This is a genomic window from Clostridium sp. BL-8 (genome assembly GCF_002006495.1).
In the GTDB taxonomy this organism is placed as follows: domain Bacteria; phylum Bacillota; class Clostridia; order Clostridiales; family Clostridiaceae; genus Clostridium.
The window spans coordinates 1-19,458 of record NZ_LZZL01000034.1; the positions used below are offsets into that span (position 1 = coordinate 1).

Annotated in this window: 14 protein-coding genes; 12 read left to right on the top strand and 2 right to left on the bottom strand. The window is 29.0% G+C overall.

The window, feature by feature from the left end; genetic code table 11:
- Nucleotides 1-84: 84 nt before the first annotated feature.
- The 8 genes from CLOBL_RS12900 (at nt 85) to CLOBL_RS12935 (ending at nt 10,353) form a co-directional block, all read left to right on the top strand.
- A complete protein-coding gene (locus tag CLOBL_RS12900; protein WP_077859418.1) occupies nt 85-714 on the top strand; it encodes a histidine phosphatase family protein in 630 nt (209 codons plus the stop codon).
- 94 nt (nt 715-808) lie between these two features.
- Nucleotides 809-1,045, top strand: a complete 237-nt coding sequence (locus tag CLOBL_RS12905; RefSeq protein WP_009170453.1) for a helix-turn-helix transcriptional regulator — start codon at nt 809-811, stop codon at nt 1,043-1,045.
- Nucleotides 1,046-1,498: a peptide deformylase gene (def, locus tag CLOBL_RS12910; RefSeq protein WP_077859419.1), complete on the top strand. Its 453-nt coding sequence runs from the start codon at nt 1,046-1,048 to the stop codon at nt 1,496-1,498.
- A 231-nt stretch (nt 1,499-1,729) separates the two neighbouring features.
- Nucleotides 1,730-2,587, top strand: a complete 858-nt coding sequence (locus CLOBL_RS12915) for a putative RNA methyltransferase (protein ID WP_077859420.1) — start codon at nt 1,730-1,732, stop codon at nt 2,585-2,587.
- Between the two features lie 815 nt (nt 2,588-3,402).
- Nucleotides 3,403-6,030 (top strand): AAA family ATPase, encoded by a 2,628-nt coding sequence (locus CLOBL_RS12920; RefSeq protein ID WP_077859421.1) that lies wholly within the window; start codon nt 3,403-3,405, stop codon nt 6,028-6,030.
- Nucleotides 6,031-6,180: 150 nt separating this feature from the next.
- A complete protein-coding gene (locus CLOBL_RS12925) occupies nt 6,181-7,359 on the top strand; it encodes an acetyl-CoA C-acetyltransferase (protein WP_077859422.1) in 1,179 nt (392 codons plus the stop codon).
- Nucleotides 7,360-7,665: 306 nt separating this feature from the next.
- Nucleotides 7,666-9,231: a DNA mismatch repair protein MutS gene (locus tag CLOBL_RS12930; RefSeq protein WP_077859423.1), complete on the top strand. Its 1,566-nt coding sequence runs from the start codon at nt 7,666-7,668 to the stop codon at nt 9,229-9,231.
- Nucleotides 9,232-9,384: 153 nt separating this feature from the next.
- Complete coding sequence (locus CLOBL_RS12935) at nt 9,385-10,353, top strand: type II CAAX endopeptidase family protein (RefSeq protein WP_077859424.1); 969 nt, start codon at nt 9,385-9,387, stop codon at nt 10,351-10,353.
- A 90-nt stretch (nt 10,354-10,443) separates the two neighbouring features.
- On the opposite strand, the gene CLOBL_RS12940 is transcribed toward CLOBL_RS12935, so the two are convergent.
- Both CLOBL_RS12940 and CLOBL_RS12945 read right to left on the bottom strand, forming a co-directional pair.
- Nucleotides 10,444-11,703 (bottom strand): MFS transporter, encoded by a 1,260-nt coding sequence (locus CLOBL_RS12940; protein ID WP_077859425.1) that lies wholly within the window; start codon nt 11,701-11,703, stop codon nt 10,444-10,446.
- Between the two features lie 260 nt (nt 11,704-11,963).
- Nucleotides 11,964-13,118, bottom strand: coding sequence for a MerR family transcriptional regulator (locus CLOBL_RS12945; RefSeq protein ID WP_242953835.1), 1,155 nt, complete (start codon nt 13,116-13,118; stop codon nt 11,964-11,966).
- A gap of 288 nt (nt 13,119-13,406) precedes the next feature.
- Here CLOBL_RS12945 and CLOBL_RS12950 point away from each other — a divergent pair, with 288 nt between their 5' ends.
- From CLOBL_RS12950 to galU, 4 genes are all read left to right on the top strand, one after another.
- On the top strand, nt 13,407-14,393 hold the full coding sequence (locus CLOBL_RS12950; RefSeq protein ID WP_077859426.1) for a glycosyltransferase family 2 protein: 987 nt from the start codon (nt 13,407-13,409) through the stop codon (nt 14,391-14,393).
- 8 nt (nt 14,394-14,401) lie between these two features.
- A complete protein-coding gene (locus tag CLOBL_RS12955) occupies nt 14,402-16,669 on the top strand; it encodes a glycosyltransferase family 39 protein (RefSeq protein ID WP_077859427.1) in 2,268 nt (755 codons plus the stop codon).
- A gap of 127 nt (nt 16,670-16,796) precedes the next feature.
- Nucleotides 16,797-18,536: a glycosyltransferase 87 family protein gene (locus tag CLOBL_RS12960; RefSeq protein ID WP_077859428.1), complete on the top strand. Its 1,740-nt coding sequence runs from the start codon at nt 16,797-16,799 to the stop codon at nt 18,534-18,536.
- Entirely contained in the window at nt 18,533-19,435 is a 903-nt protein-coding gene (gene galU, locus CLOBL_RS12965; RefSeq protein WP_077859429.1) for a UTP--glucose-1-phosphate uridylyltransferase GalU, read from the top strand. Before CLOBL_RS12960 ends, galU begins: the two co-directional genes overlap by 4 nt.
- Nucleotides 19,436-19,458: the final 23 nt, after the last annotated feature.

Consider the following 19,458-nt stretch of genomic DNA (forward strand, 5'->3'; position numbering starts at 1 on the left):
AAGCTAAGTAAATACCAGAATATAAAATGTAGAAAACTAATTGCAACATATATATATAAATTATTTAAAAGAAAGAGGTAACATATGAAAACAACAGTACTGCTTATAAGGCATGGAGAAACAGAATGGAATACTTTAGGCAAGTTTCAAGGATGTACAGATATCGCGTTATCTGAAAATGGTATTAAACAAGCTAGATTGTTAAATGATAGGATTAAGGGAAATTTCGATTGTATTTATGCAAGTCCGTTAAGCAGAGCACTTGAGACAGCTAATATATTAGTGGGAAATACCAGTAAGGAAGTAATAATAGCGCCTGAAATAAGAGAAATTAATTTTGGGGAGTGGGAAGGTCTTACAGTGAAGGATATAAGAGAAAAATATCCAGAAGTTTTTAAGACTTGGAGAACTGATAAAAAGGAAAGCAAAATTTGTGGGGGAGACTCTAGTATTCTTAATGCTTCTAATAGAGCTAGAAACTGTATACTTAATATAGTTTCAAAACATAAAGGAGAAAAGATAGTAATTGTTGCTCATGGAGGGATTATTAAAGCAGGCCTTATAGGAATATTTGAGTGGGATATGACTATGTATCATAAGATTGCACTTGGAAACACATGTATTAACACAATTGTTTTTAATGAAGAGTTAAGTCCATCATTAATAGGATTAAATGATACTAATCATCTAGATTATGATGCAAAAACTGTATAGTTTAATAATTTTTTATTATGTAAGGTATACTTGACATGAAAAAAATAAAAGCTTATATTAATTATGTAAGGTTAACATTACAGGAGTGGGTTTAATGAAAAATAAATTGAAAGAATTAAGAGAGTCTTTTGGCTTAACTCAAGAACAATTGGGAGAGCTTGTGGGAACTTCAAGGCAGGCAATTAATGCTATTGAAACTGAAAAATATGAACCATCAATATGGCTGGCTTATGATTTATCACAAATATTTCATTGTCAAATAGAAGAAATATTTCTTTTTGAAGAAAGTGAAAGAAAATCAAGAGCACAGCAAAGCAGAGGTGTGATTTAAATGGCATTAAGAAAAATTAGGCTTTTTGGTGATGAGATATTAAGAAAAAAAAGTAGGGAAGTTGAAGTTGTAGACGATAAGATAAGACAAATTCTAAATGATATGGCTGAAACAATGTATAATACTGAAAATGGTGGTGGTCTTGCGGCACCACAAATAGGAGTATTAAGAAGGCTTGTTGTGATAGATATGGGGGAAGGATTAATAAAATTAGTAAACCCAAAGATAATAAGTGCAGAAGGCAGGCAGGAAGTTATAGAGGGATGTTTAAGTAATCCTAATGTGTTTGGAAAATTAATTAGACCAGAGAAGGTAACAGTAGAAGCACTTAATGAAAATGGTAAGAAAATTATACTAACAGGAACTAAAGATTTAGCAAAATGTTTTTGTCATGAAATAGATCATTTAGATGGAATTCTTTTTACAGATTTAGTTACGGAATATGTCAAGTAATTTTAGTAGATGCAGCATTAATATAAAAGTTGTGTGAAATTTAAATTTTTGATAACTAACCGAAAGGCAGGAGGCTTCTGCTATTTCAGTTAGTTATATTAATATATAGCTATATTAATTAATTTAAGAAAAATTTTTTAATATAAATCTAAGAAGCAAAGAAGTTGCGAATTAAGCATAAAAAGTGTATAGTGTAAAGACTGGAATAGATGGCAAGGAGGTTTATTCATTATGAATAATATTTATAATAAGGAATTATTATTATGTCCTATTTGTAAGGATAAAATAATCAAGGATGATTTAAAGAAGACATATAGATGTAATAACAATCATTCATACGATATAGCAAGAGAAGGCTATGTAAATTTATTAATCAGTAATCAAAAACGAAGTAAAAATCCAGGCGATTCTAAAGAAATGGTACTATCGAGAGTAGAATTTTTAAATAGAGGATATTATAAGCCAGTTTCTGATAAAATTAATGAAATTATTGTTGAAACTTTAGAAAAATCTGATGATAATAGATTTAATGTTATGGATTTAGGATGTGGGGAAGGTTATTATTTAACTAATTTGAAAAATTATATGAATAAAGGAAGTATAGCAGCGAATTTCTATGGCATGGATGTATCCAAAGAGGCTGTTAGATATGCGAGTAAAGCTAATAAAGAATGTATCTTTGTGGTCGGAAATAATTTTAATATACCTGTAGATGATAAATCCATAGACTGCCTTCTTTCTGTATTTAGTCCTATAGATATAAATGAATGTAATAGAGTACTAAAGAATAATGGAATTTTTGTCAGAGTACTGCCTAGAACAAATCATTTAATACAGTTAAGAAATATTATATATTCAGAAGTGCATTTAAATGATAAAGTGTATAAAGCAGACGAGCAGGATAATGACTATATTAAGGAAGCAAATGTTACCTTTGATGTTAATTTAAACAAAGAGGAAATATTAAGTTTATTAAAGATGACACCTCATTATTGGAAATCCACCCAGGAGAACAAAGAAAAATTAGAAGCATATGATTCAATGATTATTACTATAGATATGCGTATTGGTGTTTTTAAAAGAAAATAGCTTGGATATGTACTTAATTTTTAGTATAAAATTTAATTAAAAATCGTAAAATATTATACTTTTGTATAATATACTTCTTCATTATGTTAAAGTATAATAATTCTTGTAAAGAGAGATTTTATAGTAAAGAATTTTTATAACTGGTTAAGGGGTTTATAATAGTCAGTTATAAATTAGATAATGTTGATTTTTTAGGGCATTTATTATTATAGAATATTAATTTAATCCGGTATTTATTAATTCCTATATTTACAGTTCTTTAATAATAAATGAAAATCAACATTATCTATAAATTCTCTAAAAAATTAAGAACCTATAATAGATTTAAGGCAAAATCAAAAAATAATAAGTCAATTTGTTAGACTGCTTTTCGTCATACTGTGGCAGCAATGTTTCCTAACACACTAGCTGGGAGGGCACTTTGTCTCTTTGCCTGATGAAAAAATATCCATGACAACTTTGGACTTGTTATTTATTTTCATATAGCTAATAAAAAGTAAAAATAATTAATATTGTATATTGTGACCATAGTGGGGGATAAGTCCTTGTTATGGTCTTATTTTATATGAAGAAAAAAATGATTTTTTCTTTGTTTATTTAAATATTATTTTAATAGAAATATAAAAATGCTTAAGCAGAGAAATTTCCAATAATCATATAAAGCTATGAATATTGGAATATATGTACGAAGTATTACAAAAAAGTGTCAAGCTTAAAGGAAGAATATGAAAAAATATGGACTTATGATATAATTTTGAAGATGAGGAAGTTTAAATTGATTTAACATAAGTACGCTTTTTAGTGAGGAGGGAAATATGGAATTCACAAATTTACATGATAAAATGCAATTTCATAAATTTCAAAGTGAAATACAACAATATAATAATAATTGTTTTTATGATAAATCCACTAAAATATTACTTGGTGCTATAAATTGTTTTAATGATCATCCAGGTCTACATTATCTTCTGGCACTTACTTACTATAATTGCAAGGAATATTTAAAAGCAACTGAGTGCTTAAAAAAAGCTATTTATTATGATGAAAATAATAATAAATATCTAGGTCTTATAGGATGCTGCTTTTTTGAGATAAATGATTTTGAAAACTCTTATAATTATTCAAAAAAGGCCTATGAACTTGATAATTATAACTTAGATGCAATAATAACTCTTGGTAAGATTGAATTGCGCAGGCATAACTTTGATGAAGCATTTCAGTATGCAACTTTAGCAGTAAATATCGATAACGAAACTTTTCAAGCTATAAGATTATTAAGTAAATGCTACATAGCTCAAGGAGAAGATGAACGTGAGATTCTGAAGTTATTAAACAAAGCTAGAGCCTTGGGAAATGATGATGAACTTGAATTCGATATAATAAAGTTTTTATATATTAATGGTGATTATTTTGAATGCTTAAAAGAGTGTAGGAAAAGTATAGTTGAAAATTCAGATTCCTATATTGCTCAAAAGGCAGCAAAATATGTATCAAAAATATATGAAAAAGTTATGATTAATAAAGCTAAACTTAGGCAAGGTTCAGTCCTTAATAGTAAACCAGGTAAGAGTGAACCTAGTATTGGTGAAGACTTTAAAATTAATGAAAGCAGAGTAAAATCATCAATAGATGATATTATAGATATGGGATTGCAAAATGGAGATTTAAATGAGATAAGTGAAAATCATAAGGAAGAATATAAGAAAGATGAAGCTGTTAATTTAGAAAGAAATATAGAAAATAATTTTTCAAATGCAGAAACTGCTCAGAAGGATGAGAAAAATAAAAATTCAGTTTTATTGCAGGAAGCTTTAGATAAACTTGATTCTTTGATTGGATTAAATACTGTAAAAGCTGAAATAAAAAGAATTGTACAGCTTATTAAATATGAAAACAACAGGTCAAACGTTTTAGGAATCGAAAAGAATATCAATCAGAGTTATCATTTTGCTTTCTTGGGTAATCCAGGAACGGGAAAGACTACCGTTGCAAGACTGATTGGAGATATATTTTATTATCTGGGGATTTTAGAAAAAGGGCAATTAATAGAGGTAGATAGAAGTGAAATTGTAGGGCGTTTTATAGGTGAAACCGCAAAACTTACAAAAAAGGCTATAGATAGAGCTATGGGGGGAGTACTTTTTATTGATGAAGCATACTCTTTAGCAAAGGGAGGAGAGGGCAGTAATGATTATGGTGCAGAGGCCATAGAAGTATTAATTAAAGCAATGGAAGATAACAGAGCTAAATTTACTGTCATTCTAGCAGGATATACTGGAGAAATGAAAAATCTAATGAAGTTAAACCCAGGGCTTAGGAGCAGAATTAATTTAGAAATTGAATTTGAAGATTATAATGATGTTGAATTGGTTGAAATTGTAAAAAGTATGGCAAATGAAAATTATTATAAAATAAATGAAGACGGAGAAAAAGCCTTCTTAGAAAAAATAAAGATAGAGAAGGTAGATGATAATTTTTCTAATGCAAGAGCAGCTAGAAATATATTAGAGTCTGCAATAAGGGAGAAAGCATTTAGAATTGGAGATAGTGAAGTTTCAAAGGAAGAATTAGTTACGCTTACTCCTGAGGATTTTGGAATAAATCTTGAATTTTACGCACGTGATAAAATGTCAGAATTACAAGATGAATTAGATGCGCTTGTTGGACTTGACGATGTGAAAAGTATTTTAAAAGGAATAATAAATACTTTGGAGCTTCAACATAGAAAAAAGGAAATGGGAATAAATACTGAGGATATCTCATTAAATATGATATTTACGGGAAACCCTGGTACAGGAAAAACGACTGTTGCAAGAATTATAGGGAAAATTCTTAAAGCTATTGGTGTGTTAAAGAAAGGTCATATGGTTGAAGTTACACGAGCAGATTTAGTTGGAGAATATGTTGGCCAAACTGCACCTAAAACTTTAAATAAAATAAAAGAAGCTTATGGAGGGATATTATTTATTGATGAGGCTTATAGCTTAATTGGGGGCACTAGTAGTGACTTCGGAAAGGAAGCAATAGCAGCATTGATAAAAGAGATGGAAGATAGTAGAGACAAACTTGTAGTGATAATGGCTGGATATACAAAGGAAATGGAAGATTTAGTGAATTTAAATCCTGGAATGGAAAGTAGAGTGAAATTCACAGTAGAATTTTCGGACTATAATCCCGATGAATTAATGAAAATATTCGAAGGATTATGCGAAAAAGAAAGCTATATTCTTTCGAATGAAGCGAAAGAAAATTTAAAGGGTATATTTCAAGAGGAGTATAGTAATAAAGATAAGAATTTTGGAAATGGAAGATTGGTCAGAAAATATTATGAAAAAATAAAAATGAAACAAGCAGATAGAATCATTAAAGATGATATAAGAGATAGAGAAGGGTTACTTACAATTAGTGTAGAGGATATAAAAGCTTCTTATAATTATAAATAAATTTATTAGACTAGTTGACAAAATAGACGAACTGGTCTAATATTTATCTTATGAAGAAGAAAAAATATTTTTTTGAATAAAAAATAAACAAACTAGTCTATTAATATTTATTGAAAATATCAACATGAATTATGTAGGAGGAATAATAGTATGAGAGATGTAGTAATAGTAAGTGCAGTAAGAACTGCAATAGGAGCATATGGGAAAACATTAAAGGATGTACCAGCAGTAGAGTTAGGTGCAGCAGTAATAAAGGAAGCAGTCAAAAGAGCAAATATAAAATCAGAAGAAATTGGTGAAGTTATCTTTGGAAATGTTCTTCAAGCAGGGTTGGGTCAAAATCCTGCAAGGCAGGCAGCAGTTAAAGCAGGACTACCTGTAGAAATTCCAGCGTTAACATTAAATAAAGTATGTGGATCAGGTTTAAGAGCAGTTAGTTTAGCGGCTCAAATTATAAAAGCAGGAGATGCAGATATAATTGTTGCCGGTGGTATGGAAAATATGTCTGGTGCTCCATTTTTAGTGAAAAATGCAAGATGGGGCCAACGAATGGGACATGGAGAATTTATAGATGAGATGATTCAAGATGGATTATGGGACGCTTTTAATAACTATCATATGGGAATGACAGCAGAAAACGTAGCTGAAAAGTGGAATGTAACAAGAGAAGAACAAGATCAATTTTCATTAGAATCTCAACATAAAGCTGAGGAAGCAATAAAAAGTGGACAATTTAAGGAAGAAATAGTTCCTATAGTTGTAAAAACAAAGAAAGGTGAATTAGTTTTTGATACAGATGAATTTCCTAGATTCGGGAATACAATTGAAGCTTTATCAAAACTTAAACCAATTTTCAAAGAAAATGGCACAGTAACAGCAGGAAATGCGTCAGGTCTTAATGATGGAGCCGCAGCCTTAGTTATAATGAGTGCAGATAAAGCTAAACAGTTAGGTATAAAACCGCTTGCAAAGATCCTTTCGTATGGTTCAGCAGGATTAGATCCAGCAATAATGGGATATGGTGCATTCCATGCAACAAAAGCAGCTTTAGATAAAATAAACTTAAACGCTGAAGATTTAGATTTAATTGAAGCAAATGAAGCCTATGCATCACAAAGTATAGCAATAGCAAGAGATTTAAAGTTAGATATGACTAAAGTAAATGTTAATGGAGGGGCTATTGCCTTAGGTCATCCAATAGGAGCATCTGGTGCGCGTATATTAGTTACATTATTACATGCCATGAAGAAAAGGGATGCAAAGAAAGGACTTGCTACCTTGTGCATTGGTGGAGGACAAGGAACTGCATTAGTAGTTGAAAGAGAATAAATATAGTTTAATTTGTTAATTAAGATTTGGGAAGAGTACAATTCTTAAATTCTTATAAAGACCTATAAGATAGAAAACAAAAAGTTATCTATTTTATTAGGTCCTTTTGTTTTGAGAAACTAAAAAGTGAAATAACATTAAAATTGACATATTTATGAATAAAAACTATAATTAAGAAATGTTTGATCTATAAATATAAAAAACGAAAGAAGATTGAAAGAAATGGTTGATGATTATATTTTAATTTGAAGATAATGTTAGATTAAATTTGGTATATAGTTTACATAAGGGGGGGAAGAGTAGGAGATGAATATTAATGTTAGTAGAAGTTTTATACAGAAGGATCTTAATGCAGATAAAAATAAAAAAAGAGATATTGATAAAATAAGAACACTATTTGATATAGAGGCCAAAAATGAATTTACTTTAGATAATCAAACTTGGGATGACTTAATTATGGATGAAGTATTTTATAAATTAGATAGAACTTATTCAGCAGAAGGAGAATCTGTATTATATACAATGCTTAGAAATCCACTTATAGAGGAAATGGAATTAAAAGAAAGAGGGAAGTTAATAGAGATATTTAAAGAAAGTATTGATTTAACAGTGGAGATAAGAAGGATATTTTGTAATATGATTTATGATAAAAAAAATAGATTAATAGAAATGATGAATGGAATCCTTCACGTGAATAAATCAAAGTTCTTTATTTATTCTTTTTTGGGTGTATTGCCTATCTTATTGATAGCAGCAGCCATTATTCTTAAACAACCAGATTTAATGATGTTGGTAATGATAGATATTTTTGTTCAAATATATATTCATACAAAAGAGCATGAAAATATAAATGCTATTGGTCTTATATATTTAAGGGACTTAATTAGTGCGGCAAAGAAATTATCCAAAATTGAAAATGAGGAAATTCAATCATATATAACTAGGATTAGAGAAGTGTTACGAGAAGTAAAAAGTATTGATAAGTCTACTTGCTTAATTAGTATAGTAAATTCCTTTGATGGATTATTTGAACTAATTTCCATTCCGTTTTTAATAGAAGAAATTACGTATTATAAAGCTAATGAAAAGTTATTGGAGAAGAAAGATAAAATACTAAATTTATATTATATGATTGGAGAGCTTGATGCACTAATTTCTATTGCTATTTATGAAAATGAAAATAAAGAAAAATGCACTAGTCCTAAATTTATTAAAGAAACATCATTAAAAATAAGTGATGGAATACATCCACTTCTTAAGGAACCTGTTGGAAATTCTATTGATATAGCAAAAAAGGGAATTGTTTTAACAGGTACAAATATGTCAGGAAAATCTACATTTTTAAGAATGGTAAGCACCAATATACTTTTGGCACAAACTTTCAATTTTGCTTTAGCGAAGGAATATGAAGGTTGTTTATTAAATATTGTATCATCTATTAGCCCAAAAGATGATATTATCCATGGAAAAAGCTATTATTTAGCAGAAGCAGAAGCGATTTTAAGAATAATTAAGGCATCAGAAAAAGAAATTCCTGTCTTTTGTCCAATTGATGAAATCTTTAGAGGAACAAATCCTCTTGAAAGAATTTCTTCTTCAGCTGAGATTCTTAATTATATTAATAAAGGAAAAGCAATATGTATTGTTGCAACTCATGATAGAGAACTTTCAGAAATGCTAAAGGAAAATTATGATTTTTATTATTTTAGTGAAGAAATTGATGAGAAAAATGGACTTAAGTTCGATTATAAACTAAAAAGAGGTATATCTAAAACGAGAAATGCAATTAAACTTTTAGAGTATGTAGGTTATCCAAAAGAGATCTTAGAAAATTCATATAAGCGAATCGAGAGTATGGAAGGATATATTTAAAAGATTTTTAAATGAAAAATAGTAAACTTTAAATTTTATTTTATAAAATAGATGATTTCAAGTCATCTATTTTTTTACGTGAAAATAAGAATTTATTAGTCATCTCCAGAATATAATTTATTTGAATTAAGTAAAAGAAATGGAGTGACATAAGTGAGTAATGAGCCCCAAATAATCAAAAAATTAATTAAAAGAGACTTTAATAAACTTGGACTTACAATTTTAATGAAAGAAATAATTGCATATGTAGTTGCTATAGTATTTGCAATGATTGTTATGGCAGAGCAGACCGTAAGAAATCCAAATACTAGCTATGACCAATTAACAGGGATTTTAAACAATGGAACTTATAGCGGAGTAATGAGTATAGTTGCAGTTATGCTTTCATTCATTCCATTCTTAATCTATAGAGGAAGAAAGTTTTTTGAATATGACTTGAAGATAAAAAACAAAGATTTTACAATGAGAACTGTAATAATAGGACTAGTTATAGTATTATCAGCAAATAGCTTATTGGTGTTTTTTTCAGATATACTAGAATTAGGACTTAATTTTATGGGATTAAGTGCTAATTCAGCTCTAGAAGATTTAGAATCTTTAAATGAATTAGCGATTCCAATGATTATTTACTCATGCATACTAGGACCAGTAATTGAAGAATTTATTTATAGGGGAGCAATTCTTAGGAGTCTTGAAAAGTATGGAAAAAAAGTTGCTATCTTGGGTTCAGCAATATTATTTGGGTTAATGCATGGAAACTTTTTTCAAATATTTATGGCAATAGGACTTGGAATTGTATTAGGATATTTAGCTATGGAATACTCAATTAAGCTGACTATATTACTACATATTATTAATAATATTTCTGTTCAAATTATATCACAAATGGCTATTGGCTTAAATTCAGAAACAGAAAAGCTTGTAAATTATAGCTTTATAAATATTGGCTTATTTATATTGATTATATTTCTTTTATATTATAGAAGTTCCATTAAGAAATGGCTTCAGGCAAATAAAATGCAGGACGGTATTATGTCAAAATTCTTTACATCTATTTTAATAATAGTAGTAGTTGCACTTGATTTGTTTAAAGTTATAAATGGTATTAGTATAATTTCATAAGTAAAATAAAAGGCAATTTGAAAATTGTAATAAACTATAGACAAGTTAGACAATTACAATTTTGACTCAAAAGAGTAGTAATTTATAAATTTAAATAGTTTTAATAAATAGTAGGGTGAAAATAAAAAGTAGTATCCCTCCAACTATAGATAAAAGATATGATGGAACTTGATTTATCAAGTATCCAGAAATAATTAGGGCAATTGGAAGAACTATTTTAGCTATGCTTATTACTAAGCCTAAGACTCTGCCTCTAAATTCATCTGAAATTGTCTTTTGTAGAAAATAGAAAATAGGGATATCTATAAATGAAATTGAAAATCCAATTAGTATAGTTACTAAAACAAAATATATTAATATAAATGTTTCATCAGATATTTTAGCTTGTATTATGACTGAAAAGCCGAGAGCAATCATGCAGGATGACAATAATATAGTTGCTGATTTTATTATTTTTTCTAAGGAGAAATTTTTTATAATCTTCTTTATTATAATAGCACCTAAAATTGCCCCTATTGAGTAAGTCGATTGAATTAATCCATAAAGTTTCGTATTCAATTGCATTATGTTATTTATTATATAAGGCATTGGAATATTTATTGAAAGGCCAATAAAAAAATTTATAGCAACAAAAATTATAGTCATTTTAATAATATCTTCTCTTTTATTTAGGTAAATAAAGCAGTCATTTATATCAGCGTAAAAACTAAGTTTTTTGTTATTACTAGAAACTTCAGAGTAATTTAATCTAAAATCTATGAGCAGCTGAAGACAGGCAGAAATAATAAAAGATATACTATTAATGAAAATAAAATATTTTATATTTAATATCGCAAAAAATAGCCCACCAACCATTGGCCCCGATATAGATGCTGAGGATTCAATAACTTTACTTATTGAATTTAAAGAAATAAGTTTGTTTTCGTGAACCAAGTTTGGTTTTGCAGCTTCAATACTTATACCATATATGGTAGAAAAGAAGTTTAAGAAAAATGTGCTAATATAAATTAGCTTAAGGTCTAAAGTGTATCCATTACGGATTAATAAATATATAAACATAAGTAAAAAGCCATTAAGTATATCTGCGGTGATAGAAATTAATTTTTTATTGAGCTTATCAGCAAGGACTCCGGCAAAAGGAGTTACAGCTATGACTGATAAAACACCTAGTATAAGTGTTGTTGCAAAATTTAAACCAGAGTTTGTGATTTTTAATACATATAGGCTTATGGCAAAATTATATGCAGAGGTTCCAAAGATGGAAATAGAACTTGCCAAAGAAAACAGAGACATATTTAGTAAATCTCTATTTTGAGTAACCTTGTTGAACTTAATTTTTGTTTCGAGCATTTTATCATTCCTTAAAAGATAGTATTTCTTTAGTTAAAGTAACACTTATACTAAATCAATAATCAATAGCTTAGATTTAGCATGAACATTTCTCTAGCTTTAAAGATAAATAAATTCTAAATCATGGTCATATGGCTACATCAAGATATAAATTTAAAATTTATTCTATGAAAATAGAACAAAGATGGGGGTAACCCTATCTTTGTCCTAATATATAACAAGAATATACTTTTTCACCAACTTTAAAATAATTTTCGTATTTACCCCCCCTTTTCTACATAATTAGATTTATTTTCTTCTAAAATATTATACTTAAGTTTAGAAATCTCTTCTTTGATATTAGTTAAAATAAAGTTCTTTTTATATTTATCAGCTATCAGGCTGTTTAAAGTAAAGTTTTTAAATAGAATATATGCCCCTATAAAATAAGCAGTATCTTTTATAAGATCATCTATTTTTGATAATAAGAAATCTTCATTAGAGAAGCTGTAATTGCTCGTACCAGATAGATCTAATAGTATGTCAACAGATTTATCTTTTATTGGAATTTGAAGAAAGTCTGAGCAGATAAAGACTATATTTTTTTTACAATTAGCTATTTCAAGGACTTTCTTTAAAAATTTATGCTTATTAATATCATGGTCTACTGCTATATATGTCATGTCATCTGGCAGATCGTTATAGATATATCTTAGGGTGAAGCCAAAACCAGAGCCTAATTCGAGCATTACTTTATTTTTGAAGCTTGAAAAATCTACTTTTTTATATATCCATTCCATTCCTTTGTGCAAATTATCGAGGTAATGGATATCTGTATCAGTTATATATTCAATAATGGAGTTAAGATTAAATTTAATTTCGGTAGATAGAGTATTTTTTCCGATTTTAAGTATTCCTTCTTCAACAAAATATTCTTCGCCACAATGGCAAGATAATTTTCCGTTAATAATTTGATTGTTTATTATATTTGCTTCACTTAGCTCTAAATCACTACCACATTTACAGCATTTAAAAAGATTAAGTGATTTTAGATTAATACCAATGATGGATTCATTTCCAGTTTTAATTTGTGAAAGCTCATCCAATTTTCCTTCAAGTCTATGCTTTACTTCAGTAAGTTCTTTAATTTGATTTTTAATTTGCTTATCTTTGTTTATAAATAATTCTTTATAACATTCTTTTTCTTGGTAGTGGGTGAGTTTTGCAAAATGCTTAAATAGAAAAATAGATTTTATTTCGCCAAGAGTAAAACCTAATTCTTTAAAAGAAAGTATATCGTCTAAATCCTCCTGGCATTTCTCATCAAAATCATATTGACCTCCTAGTTTTTGAGGAACTATTAAGCTTAAATCCATATAATGTCTTATTGTATCTATAGTTAGATTGTTAGATTCAACAAATTTACCAATTTTCAAAATATCACCTTCATAAATATAGAAATTATTATATTCAATAATTATATCATAGATAACTATATATATTGCAATTTGTAATGCACAGTTCACAACGTCAACAATTTTTGAAGAAATCTTATAAGAAAAAGTGAGAGCTCAAATCTTGAATTTTTACATTAAAATTGTAGAGGAGTTGTAATTGGAATGTAACAGAACTGTGACAATTAATTATTACAATACAAATATAGATTAAAGAAAGCTAGAGATAGTATTTTTATTTAAATAATTACATAATTTGAGGTGATAAAAATGAATGGAAAAGTAATTTATTCTATTATAGTACCCTTATATAATGAAGAACTTGTTATAGATGAAAGTTATGGAAGATTAAAAGAAGTTATGGATACAACAAAAGAGACTTATGAAATTGTGTTTGTAAATGATGGAAGTAAAGATAAGACAAGAGAAAAAGCAGAAAGAATATGCAACAATGATGAAAATATAAAACTTATTAATTTTTCAAGGAACTTTGGTCATCAAGCTGCAATAACAGCAGGAATGGACTTAGCACTTGGAGATGCCGTCATAGTAATAGATGCAGACCTTCAAGATCCGCCTGAAGTTATGCTTAAGATGATTGAAAAGTGGAAGGAAGGCTATGAAGTAGTTTATGGAAAAAGAATAAAAAGAGAAGGAGAGACTTTCTTTAAAAAGGTTACAGCTAAAATGTATTATAGACTTCTAAGAAGTATGACAAGCGTTGATGTTCCAGTAGATGCAGGGGATTTTAGACTGATAGATAGAAAAGTATGTGATGCTTTAATTGCACTTCCAGAAAAGAATAGATATGTAAGAGGACTTGTAAGCTGGGTTGGATATAAACAAACTTATGTGGAATTTGTAAGACAAGAAAGATTTGCAGGGGAAACTAAATATCCTTTGAAAAAAATGCTGAAATTGGCTTCTGATGGTATAACTGCTTTATCATATAAGCCTCTTGTAATTGCAGGATATTTAGGAGTTTTAGCTTTTATACTAGGAATTATTTTAATAATTTCAGATTTTGTGAAGGATATTTTTAATAAAAATGGCATTATAAATTTTACACTAATGATTGGAATAAACATGATGATGTTTGGTGTAATACTCGGATGTATCGGTATAATGGGACAATATATAGGAAGAATATTCGATGAAAGTAAAGGAAGGCCTATTTATATAATTGACAGTACAAAAAATTACACTAGAAGCGATAAAAAGTTCAAAATTGTTAACTTAGAACAAAAGACGCTGTAGGAGGATAAATGAGGAATAATATAAAATTAACTAAGGAAAATATAAGTGTTTCATTAATTTTAATATTATCTGCAATACTTAATTTTGCTAATATAAGTATTGACGGGTATGGAAATGAATATTATGCTGCTGGGGTAAAGAGTATGACTATGAGTCTAAAGAACTTCTTTTTTGTATCTCTTGATCCAGCAGGATTTGTAACAATAGATAAACCACCAATGGGATTTTGGATACAGGCAATTTCTGCTAAAATATTTGGGTATAGTGGATGGAGCATACTGTTGCCACAAGCATTAGCAGGAGTAATTTCGGTTTACCTTATATATTATCTTGTTAAAAAATCATTTGGAAAATTAGCAGGACTTATTTCAGCATTATGCCTTGCAGTTACACCAGTTTTTATAGCTGCAAGCAGGAATAATACAATAGATAATTTACTTGTTGTGACATTACTTTTTGCTTGTGTAGCTCTTGAAAAAGCTACTGAAAAAGGAAAAGCTAGGTATCTATATATAAGTTTATTACTTGTAGGCATTGGATTTAACATAAAAATGTTAGAAGCTTATATGATTGGACCAGCTATTTACATTACATATCTGCTTTCTTCAACAATATCATTTAAGAAGAAAATAGGGCATTTTATTATTGGTTCAGTTATATTAATAGCAGTATCTTTTTCTTGGGCTATGATTGTAGATTTAGTGCCAACACAAAATAGACCATATGTAGGAAGCAGTACAAATAATAGTGAAATGGAACTAATAATTGGACATAATGGGTTAGAAAGACTTGGTCTTAGTAGTACATCAAATAAAGGTTTTGGTGGAGGCAGCAATAAAGATGATGGAAAAAGACAAACACAAAATACAACAGATGTAAGTGATAGCAGCAATGATAATATCAATCAACAAATGCCGCAAGGAGCTCCTAATGGAAATAATCAAGGAGGAACAGCAGCGCAAGGTGATAAGAATAATCAAGGAATGCCGGGGGCGCCATCAAATGGAGAAAACCAAGATGGCAACAATATGCAACCACCTAGTGGAGGACCAAGAGGTGGTCAAGGTGGCGGACCAGGAGGAGGCCAAGGCGGTCTTCAGGGTTCTTTTGGATCACAAGTAAAATCAGGTCTTACAAGATTATTTGTTAAAAGCAGTTTATCAGATCAAATAGTTTGGTTTTTACCACTTGCATTATTAGGATTTTTAGCAGGTGCAATAAAAGAAAAATTAAGATTTAGATTAGATAATCAAAGAAAAGTGTCTCTAGTATTATGGATTACTTGGTTAGTTCCTGAATTTATATACTTTAGTTATACAACAGGGTTATTCCATCCATATTATTTAACAATGATGGCACCTCCAGCAGCAGCTTTAGCTGGAATTGGAATTACCACAATGTGGGAACTTTATAAAGAAGGCAAATGGAAAGCTTGGCTTTTACCAATAGCTTTTGCTATAACTGGTATTACTCATATGATGATGTTATCATATTTCACAAGTAACTTATCAACAGTTATAAGAAATGTAATTTTAGGATCATTAATATTATGCTTTGTAGCTTCTATTACATTAGCAATATTAAATATAAGGACATTCATTAAGAATAAAAATAATATTAATTTAGACGATAATAAGAATATGAATTTAGAAAAGGTATTACTAGGAATTGCTACAATAGGGATTTTAGTTACTCCATTTATTGGTGCAAGTGCAGCAATAACTCATAGTGTAAATAGTACAATTCCTTGTGCAGGATTAGAGCTTCTTTCAAGTGGAGAAAAGAGTATGGGTGGAATGTCTTTTGGTGGGGGAAATAATGTAAGCAGTTCAAAGCTTATTGATTTCTTAAAGAATAATATAACAACAGAAAAGTATTCACTTGTAGTTTCTTCGTCACAAAGTGCTGACAGCATAATAATACAATCAGGTGAATCAGTTATGGCGCTTGGAGGTTTCTCTGGTTCAGATAATATACTTACTTTAGATGAATTTAAGGAATTGGTTAAGAATGGAGAAGTAAGATATGTATTAACAGGTGGAGGAGGCCCAGGTGGAAGTAATGAGATTATGAACTGGGTAACTGAAAATGGAAAAGTGGTTCCAGAAAGTGAATATAAAGATACTACTACAAATATGCAAAATGAAGACTTGGGTACTGATAGATCAAATGATAAAGGTTATAACAGAAATTCAAACTCAAATGTGCAGAATTTTGGTAGAAATAATTCAGAACAATTATATGATTTGAAAGATTTAGCAGATACTTTAAAGTAAAAGCATATTTAGAATATAAACTATTGAAGTGAGGGGAAGTATTTGTTGTAACTCTTATAGCTTAGGAGTAAATTAGCAAAAACTAGCCCCCTTATTTTAATAATTTTGCTGAAAGGAAACAGGAATAATGGAAAATAGAAGATATAAGAAGTATATACTTAGAGTTATTTTAATATTTGTATTAGGATTATCAATAGTTACATGTGTATATGCTCTTCAGAATTATAAAATTAATAATAGTAATGAAATTATGCAAAATAGTCAGGTGAATTTTGGTGGAAATAATTCTATTTCTAGGGATGATAAAAGTAAATCTGGAGATAAAACTATAACATCAGATAGAGCAAATACAGATAGTAGTAATAAGATGCAGGACAACCAAGAAAATGGGAGTAAGGATATGGAGATTCCAAGAGTAGGAAGATCTGGAGATAATAATCAATCGCAGCAGAATAGAAATAATCAAGGTGACTTTAATAATAATCAAAGAGAAAATAATGGAAATGGACAATTAGCACAGTTTAGAGGTAATATGCAAAGGGGCGGTGGTGAAAATTTCAAGTATGTTCTAGAGCTCAACATATATGGAGGGATATTTTTAATGGTATCTTGTTTGGGGTATTATCTATTTAGACGTAAAAGGATAGAAATTAATTTAAAAGATGAAAAATTCTTGATATTTACAGTATTATCAGTAGGTTTTCTATTAAGAGTTGCAGCAGCAACGCTTATGCAGGGATTTAGTGGTGATATTGCCTTATTTAGAGATTGGGCACAATCTGCAGCAAATAGTTTCTCTAATTTCTATTCTAGTGCTAGGCAGGCAGATTATCCGCCATTGTATATATATATATTGGGGCTAATCGGAAAAATTGCAAGTTTATCTACTGTTAATCCATATTATACATTGATACTAAAAATGCCATCAATAATAGCAGATATTATTACATCATATTTTATATATAAACTTGGAAAGAAATACTTAAGCGTATATATAAGTATTTTATTAGGAGCATTTTATATTTTTAATCCAGCCGTGTTTATTGATTCTACATTTTGGGGACAAGTCGATTCATTCTTTACATTGCTAATTGTTATAGCATTATATTTATTATCTGAAAAGAAATATATATTATCGTCAGGAATGTTTGCAGCTGCAATACTTATGAAACCACAAGGAATAATATTTCTTCCAATACTTTTTTTTGAATTAGTAAGGCAAAGAACAATAAAGAACTTTGTATATTCGGCAATTTCAGCATTTATTACTGCCTTAATAATAATTATTCCTTTTTCATTAAACTCTCAAAATCCTTTATGGATTATTAATTTGTATACAAAGACTATATCAGAATATCCATATGCTTCAATAAATGCGTTTAATTTTTTTGGTTTAATTGGAGGAAACTACAAAGATTATAATACTGAATTATTTTCGATAAGTTATCATACACTAGGAATGATATTTATTGTTTTAACAACATTAATTGGCTGGTTCATTTACATAAAAGGAAATGATAGAAAATATGTTTCGGCCATAGCTTTGCTTCAAATATCAGGAGTATTTACTTTTTCAGTTGGAATGCATGAAAGATATTTATTTCCAGCAGAAGCAATAGCCATATTAGCATTAATATACCTGAAAGACAGAAGATTTTTTCTATTGGCTATAGGATTCAGTATCACTAATTATATCAATATTTCTACAGTTTTATTTAGAAACAATACAACAATTTTTAACAATTGTCTTGAAGTTACTTCGATATTAAATATGTTTCTAGTTGCATATTTATTAAAAGTTCTTTTTGATAATGCTATTAAAAAATTTTCTTTAAGATTTGAAAAAGAGGAGAGTGAAGCACTATGAAAGTACGAAAGGCAGTAATACCGGCAGCAGGTCTTGGAACAAGATTTCTGCCAGCTACAAAAGCACAACCTAAAGAAATGTTGCCAATAGTAGATAAACCCACTATTCAATATATAGTAGAAGAAGCTGTAGCTTCTGGAATTGAGGAAATATTAATAATTACAGGTAGAAATAAAAGAGCAATAGAAGATCATTTTGATAAGTCTGTAGAGCTTGAAGATGAGCTTGAGCATGCGCATAAAGAAGAATTACTTAATCTTGTGAAAGATGTATCAAATATGGTAGATATTTATTATATACGTCAAAAAGAGCCTAAAGGTCTTGGTGATGCAATAAAGCATGCTAAAACTTTTGTTGGAAATGAACCTTTTGCAGTAATGCTTGGAGATGATGTTGTAGATAATGAAGTTCCATGCCTTAAGCAGTTAATAAATTGTTACGATCAATACAAGACTTCTATATTAGGAGTACAGGAAGTTGAAGAAGCAAATGTATCTAAGTATGGAATAGTTAAGGGAATAGAAATAGAAGAAAGATTGTATAAAGTTAGTGATATGATAGAAAAACCGAAGATTGAAGAAGCTCCATCTAACATAGCCATTCTTGGAAGATACATAATAACACCAGACATATTTGATATATTAGAAGTAACTAAACCGGGTAAAGGCGGAGAAGTGCAATTAACCGATGCGTTAAAAGAATTAACAAAGCATGAAGCAGTATATGCTTATTGTTTTGAGGGAAAAAGATATGATGTTGGAGATAAACTAGGCTTTTTGAAAGCAAATATAGAGTTTACTTTAAAACGCGATGACTTAAGAGAAGGTTTTATAAATTATCTTTTGAGCTTAAGGGATGAAACTAATATGGAAAGAGAAGAAATTAAAAGTAAGCTCTAGAGATGAGTGTAGAGTAAGAAAGT

Excerpts from the sequence above, each read along its gene's own strand:
- CLOBL_RS12900 (WP_077859418.1), top strand. The coding sequence starts at position 85 with ATGAAAACAACAGTACTGCTTATAAGGCATGGAGAAACAGAATGGAAT.
- CLOBL_RS12905 (WP_009170453.1), top strand. The coding sequence starts at position 809 with ATGAAAAATAAATTGAAAGAATTAAGAGAGTCTTTTGGCTTAACTCAA.
- def (WP_077859419.1), top strand. The coding sequence starts at position 1,046 with ATGGCATTAAGAAAAATTAGGCTTTTTGGTGATGAGATATTAAGAAAA.
- CLOBL_RS12915 (WP_077859420.1), top strand. The coding sequence starts at position 1,730 with ATGAATAATATTTATAATAAGGAATTATTATTATGTCCTATTTGTAAG.
- CLOBL_RS12920 (WP_077859421.1), top strand. The coding sequence starts at position 3,403 with ATGGAATTCACAAATTTACATGATAAAATGCAATTTCATAAATTTCAA.
- CLOBL_RS12925 (WP_077859422.1), top strand. The coding sequence starts at position 6,181 with ATGAGAGATGTAGTAATAGTAAGTGCAGTAAGAACTGCAATAGGAGCA.
- CLOBL_RS12930 (WP_077859423.1), top strand. The coding sequence starts at position 7,666 with ATGAATATTAATGTTAGTAGAAGTTTTATACAGAAGGATCTTAATGCA.
- CLOBL_RS12940 (WP_077859425.1), bottom strand. The coding sequence starts at position 11,703 with ATGCTCGAAACAAAAATTAAGTTCAACAAGGTTACTCAAAATAGAGAT.
- CLOBL_RS12950 (WP_077859426.1), top strand. The coding sequence starts at position 13,407 with ATGAATGGAAAAGTAATTTATTCTATTATAGTACCCTTATATAATGAA.
- CLOBL_RS12955 (WP_077859427.1), top strand. The coding sequence starts at position 14,402 with ATGAGGAATAATATAAAATTAACTAAGGAAAATATAAGTGTTTCATTA.
- CLOBL_RS12960 (WP_077859428.1), top strand. The coding sequence starts at position 16,797 with ATGGAAAATAGAAGATATAAGAAGTATATACTTAGAGTTATTTTAATA.
- galU (WP_077859429.1), top strand. The coding sequence starts at position 18,533 with ATGAAAGTACGAAAGGCAGTAATACCGGCAGCAGGTCTTGGAACAAGA.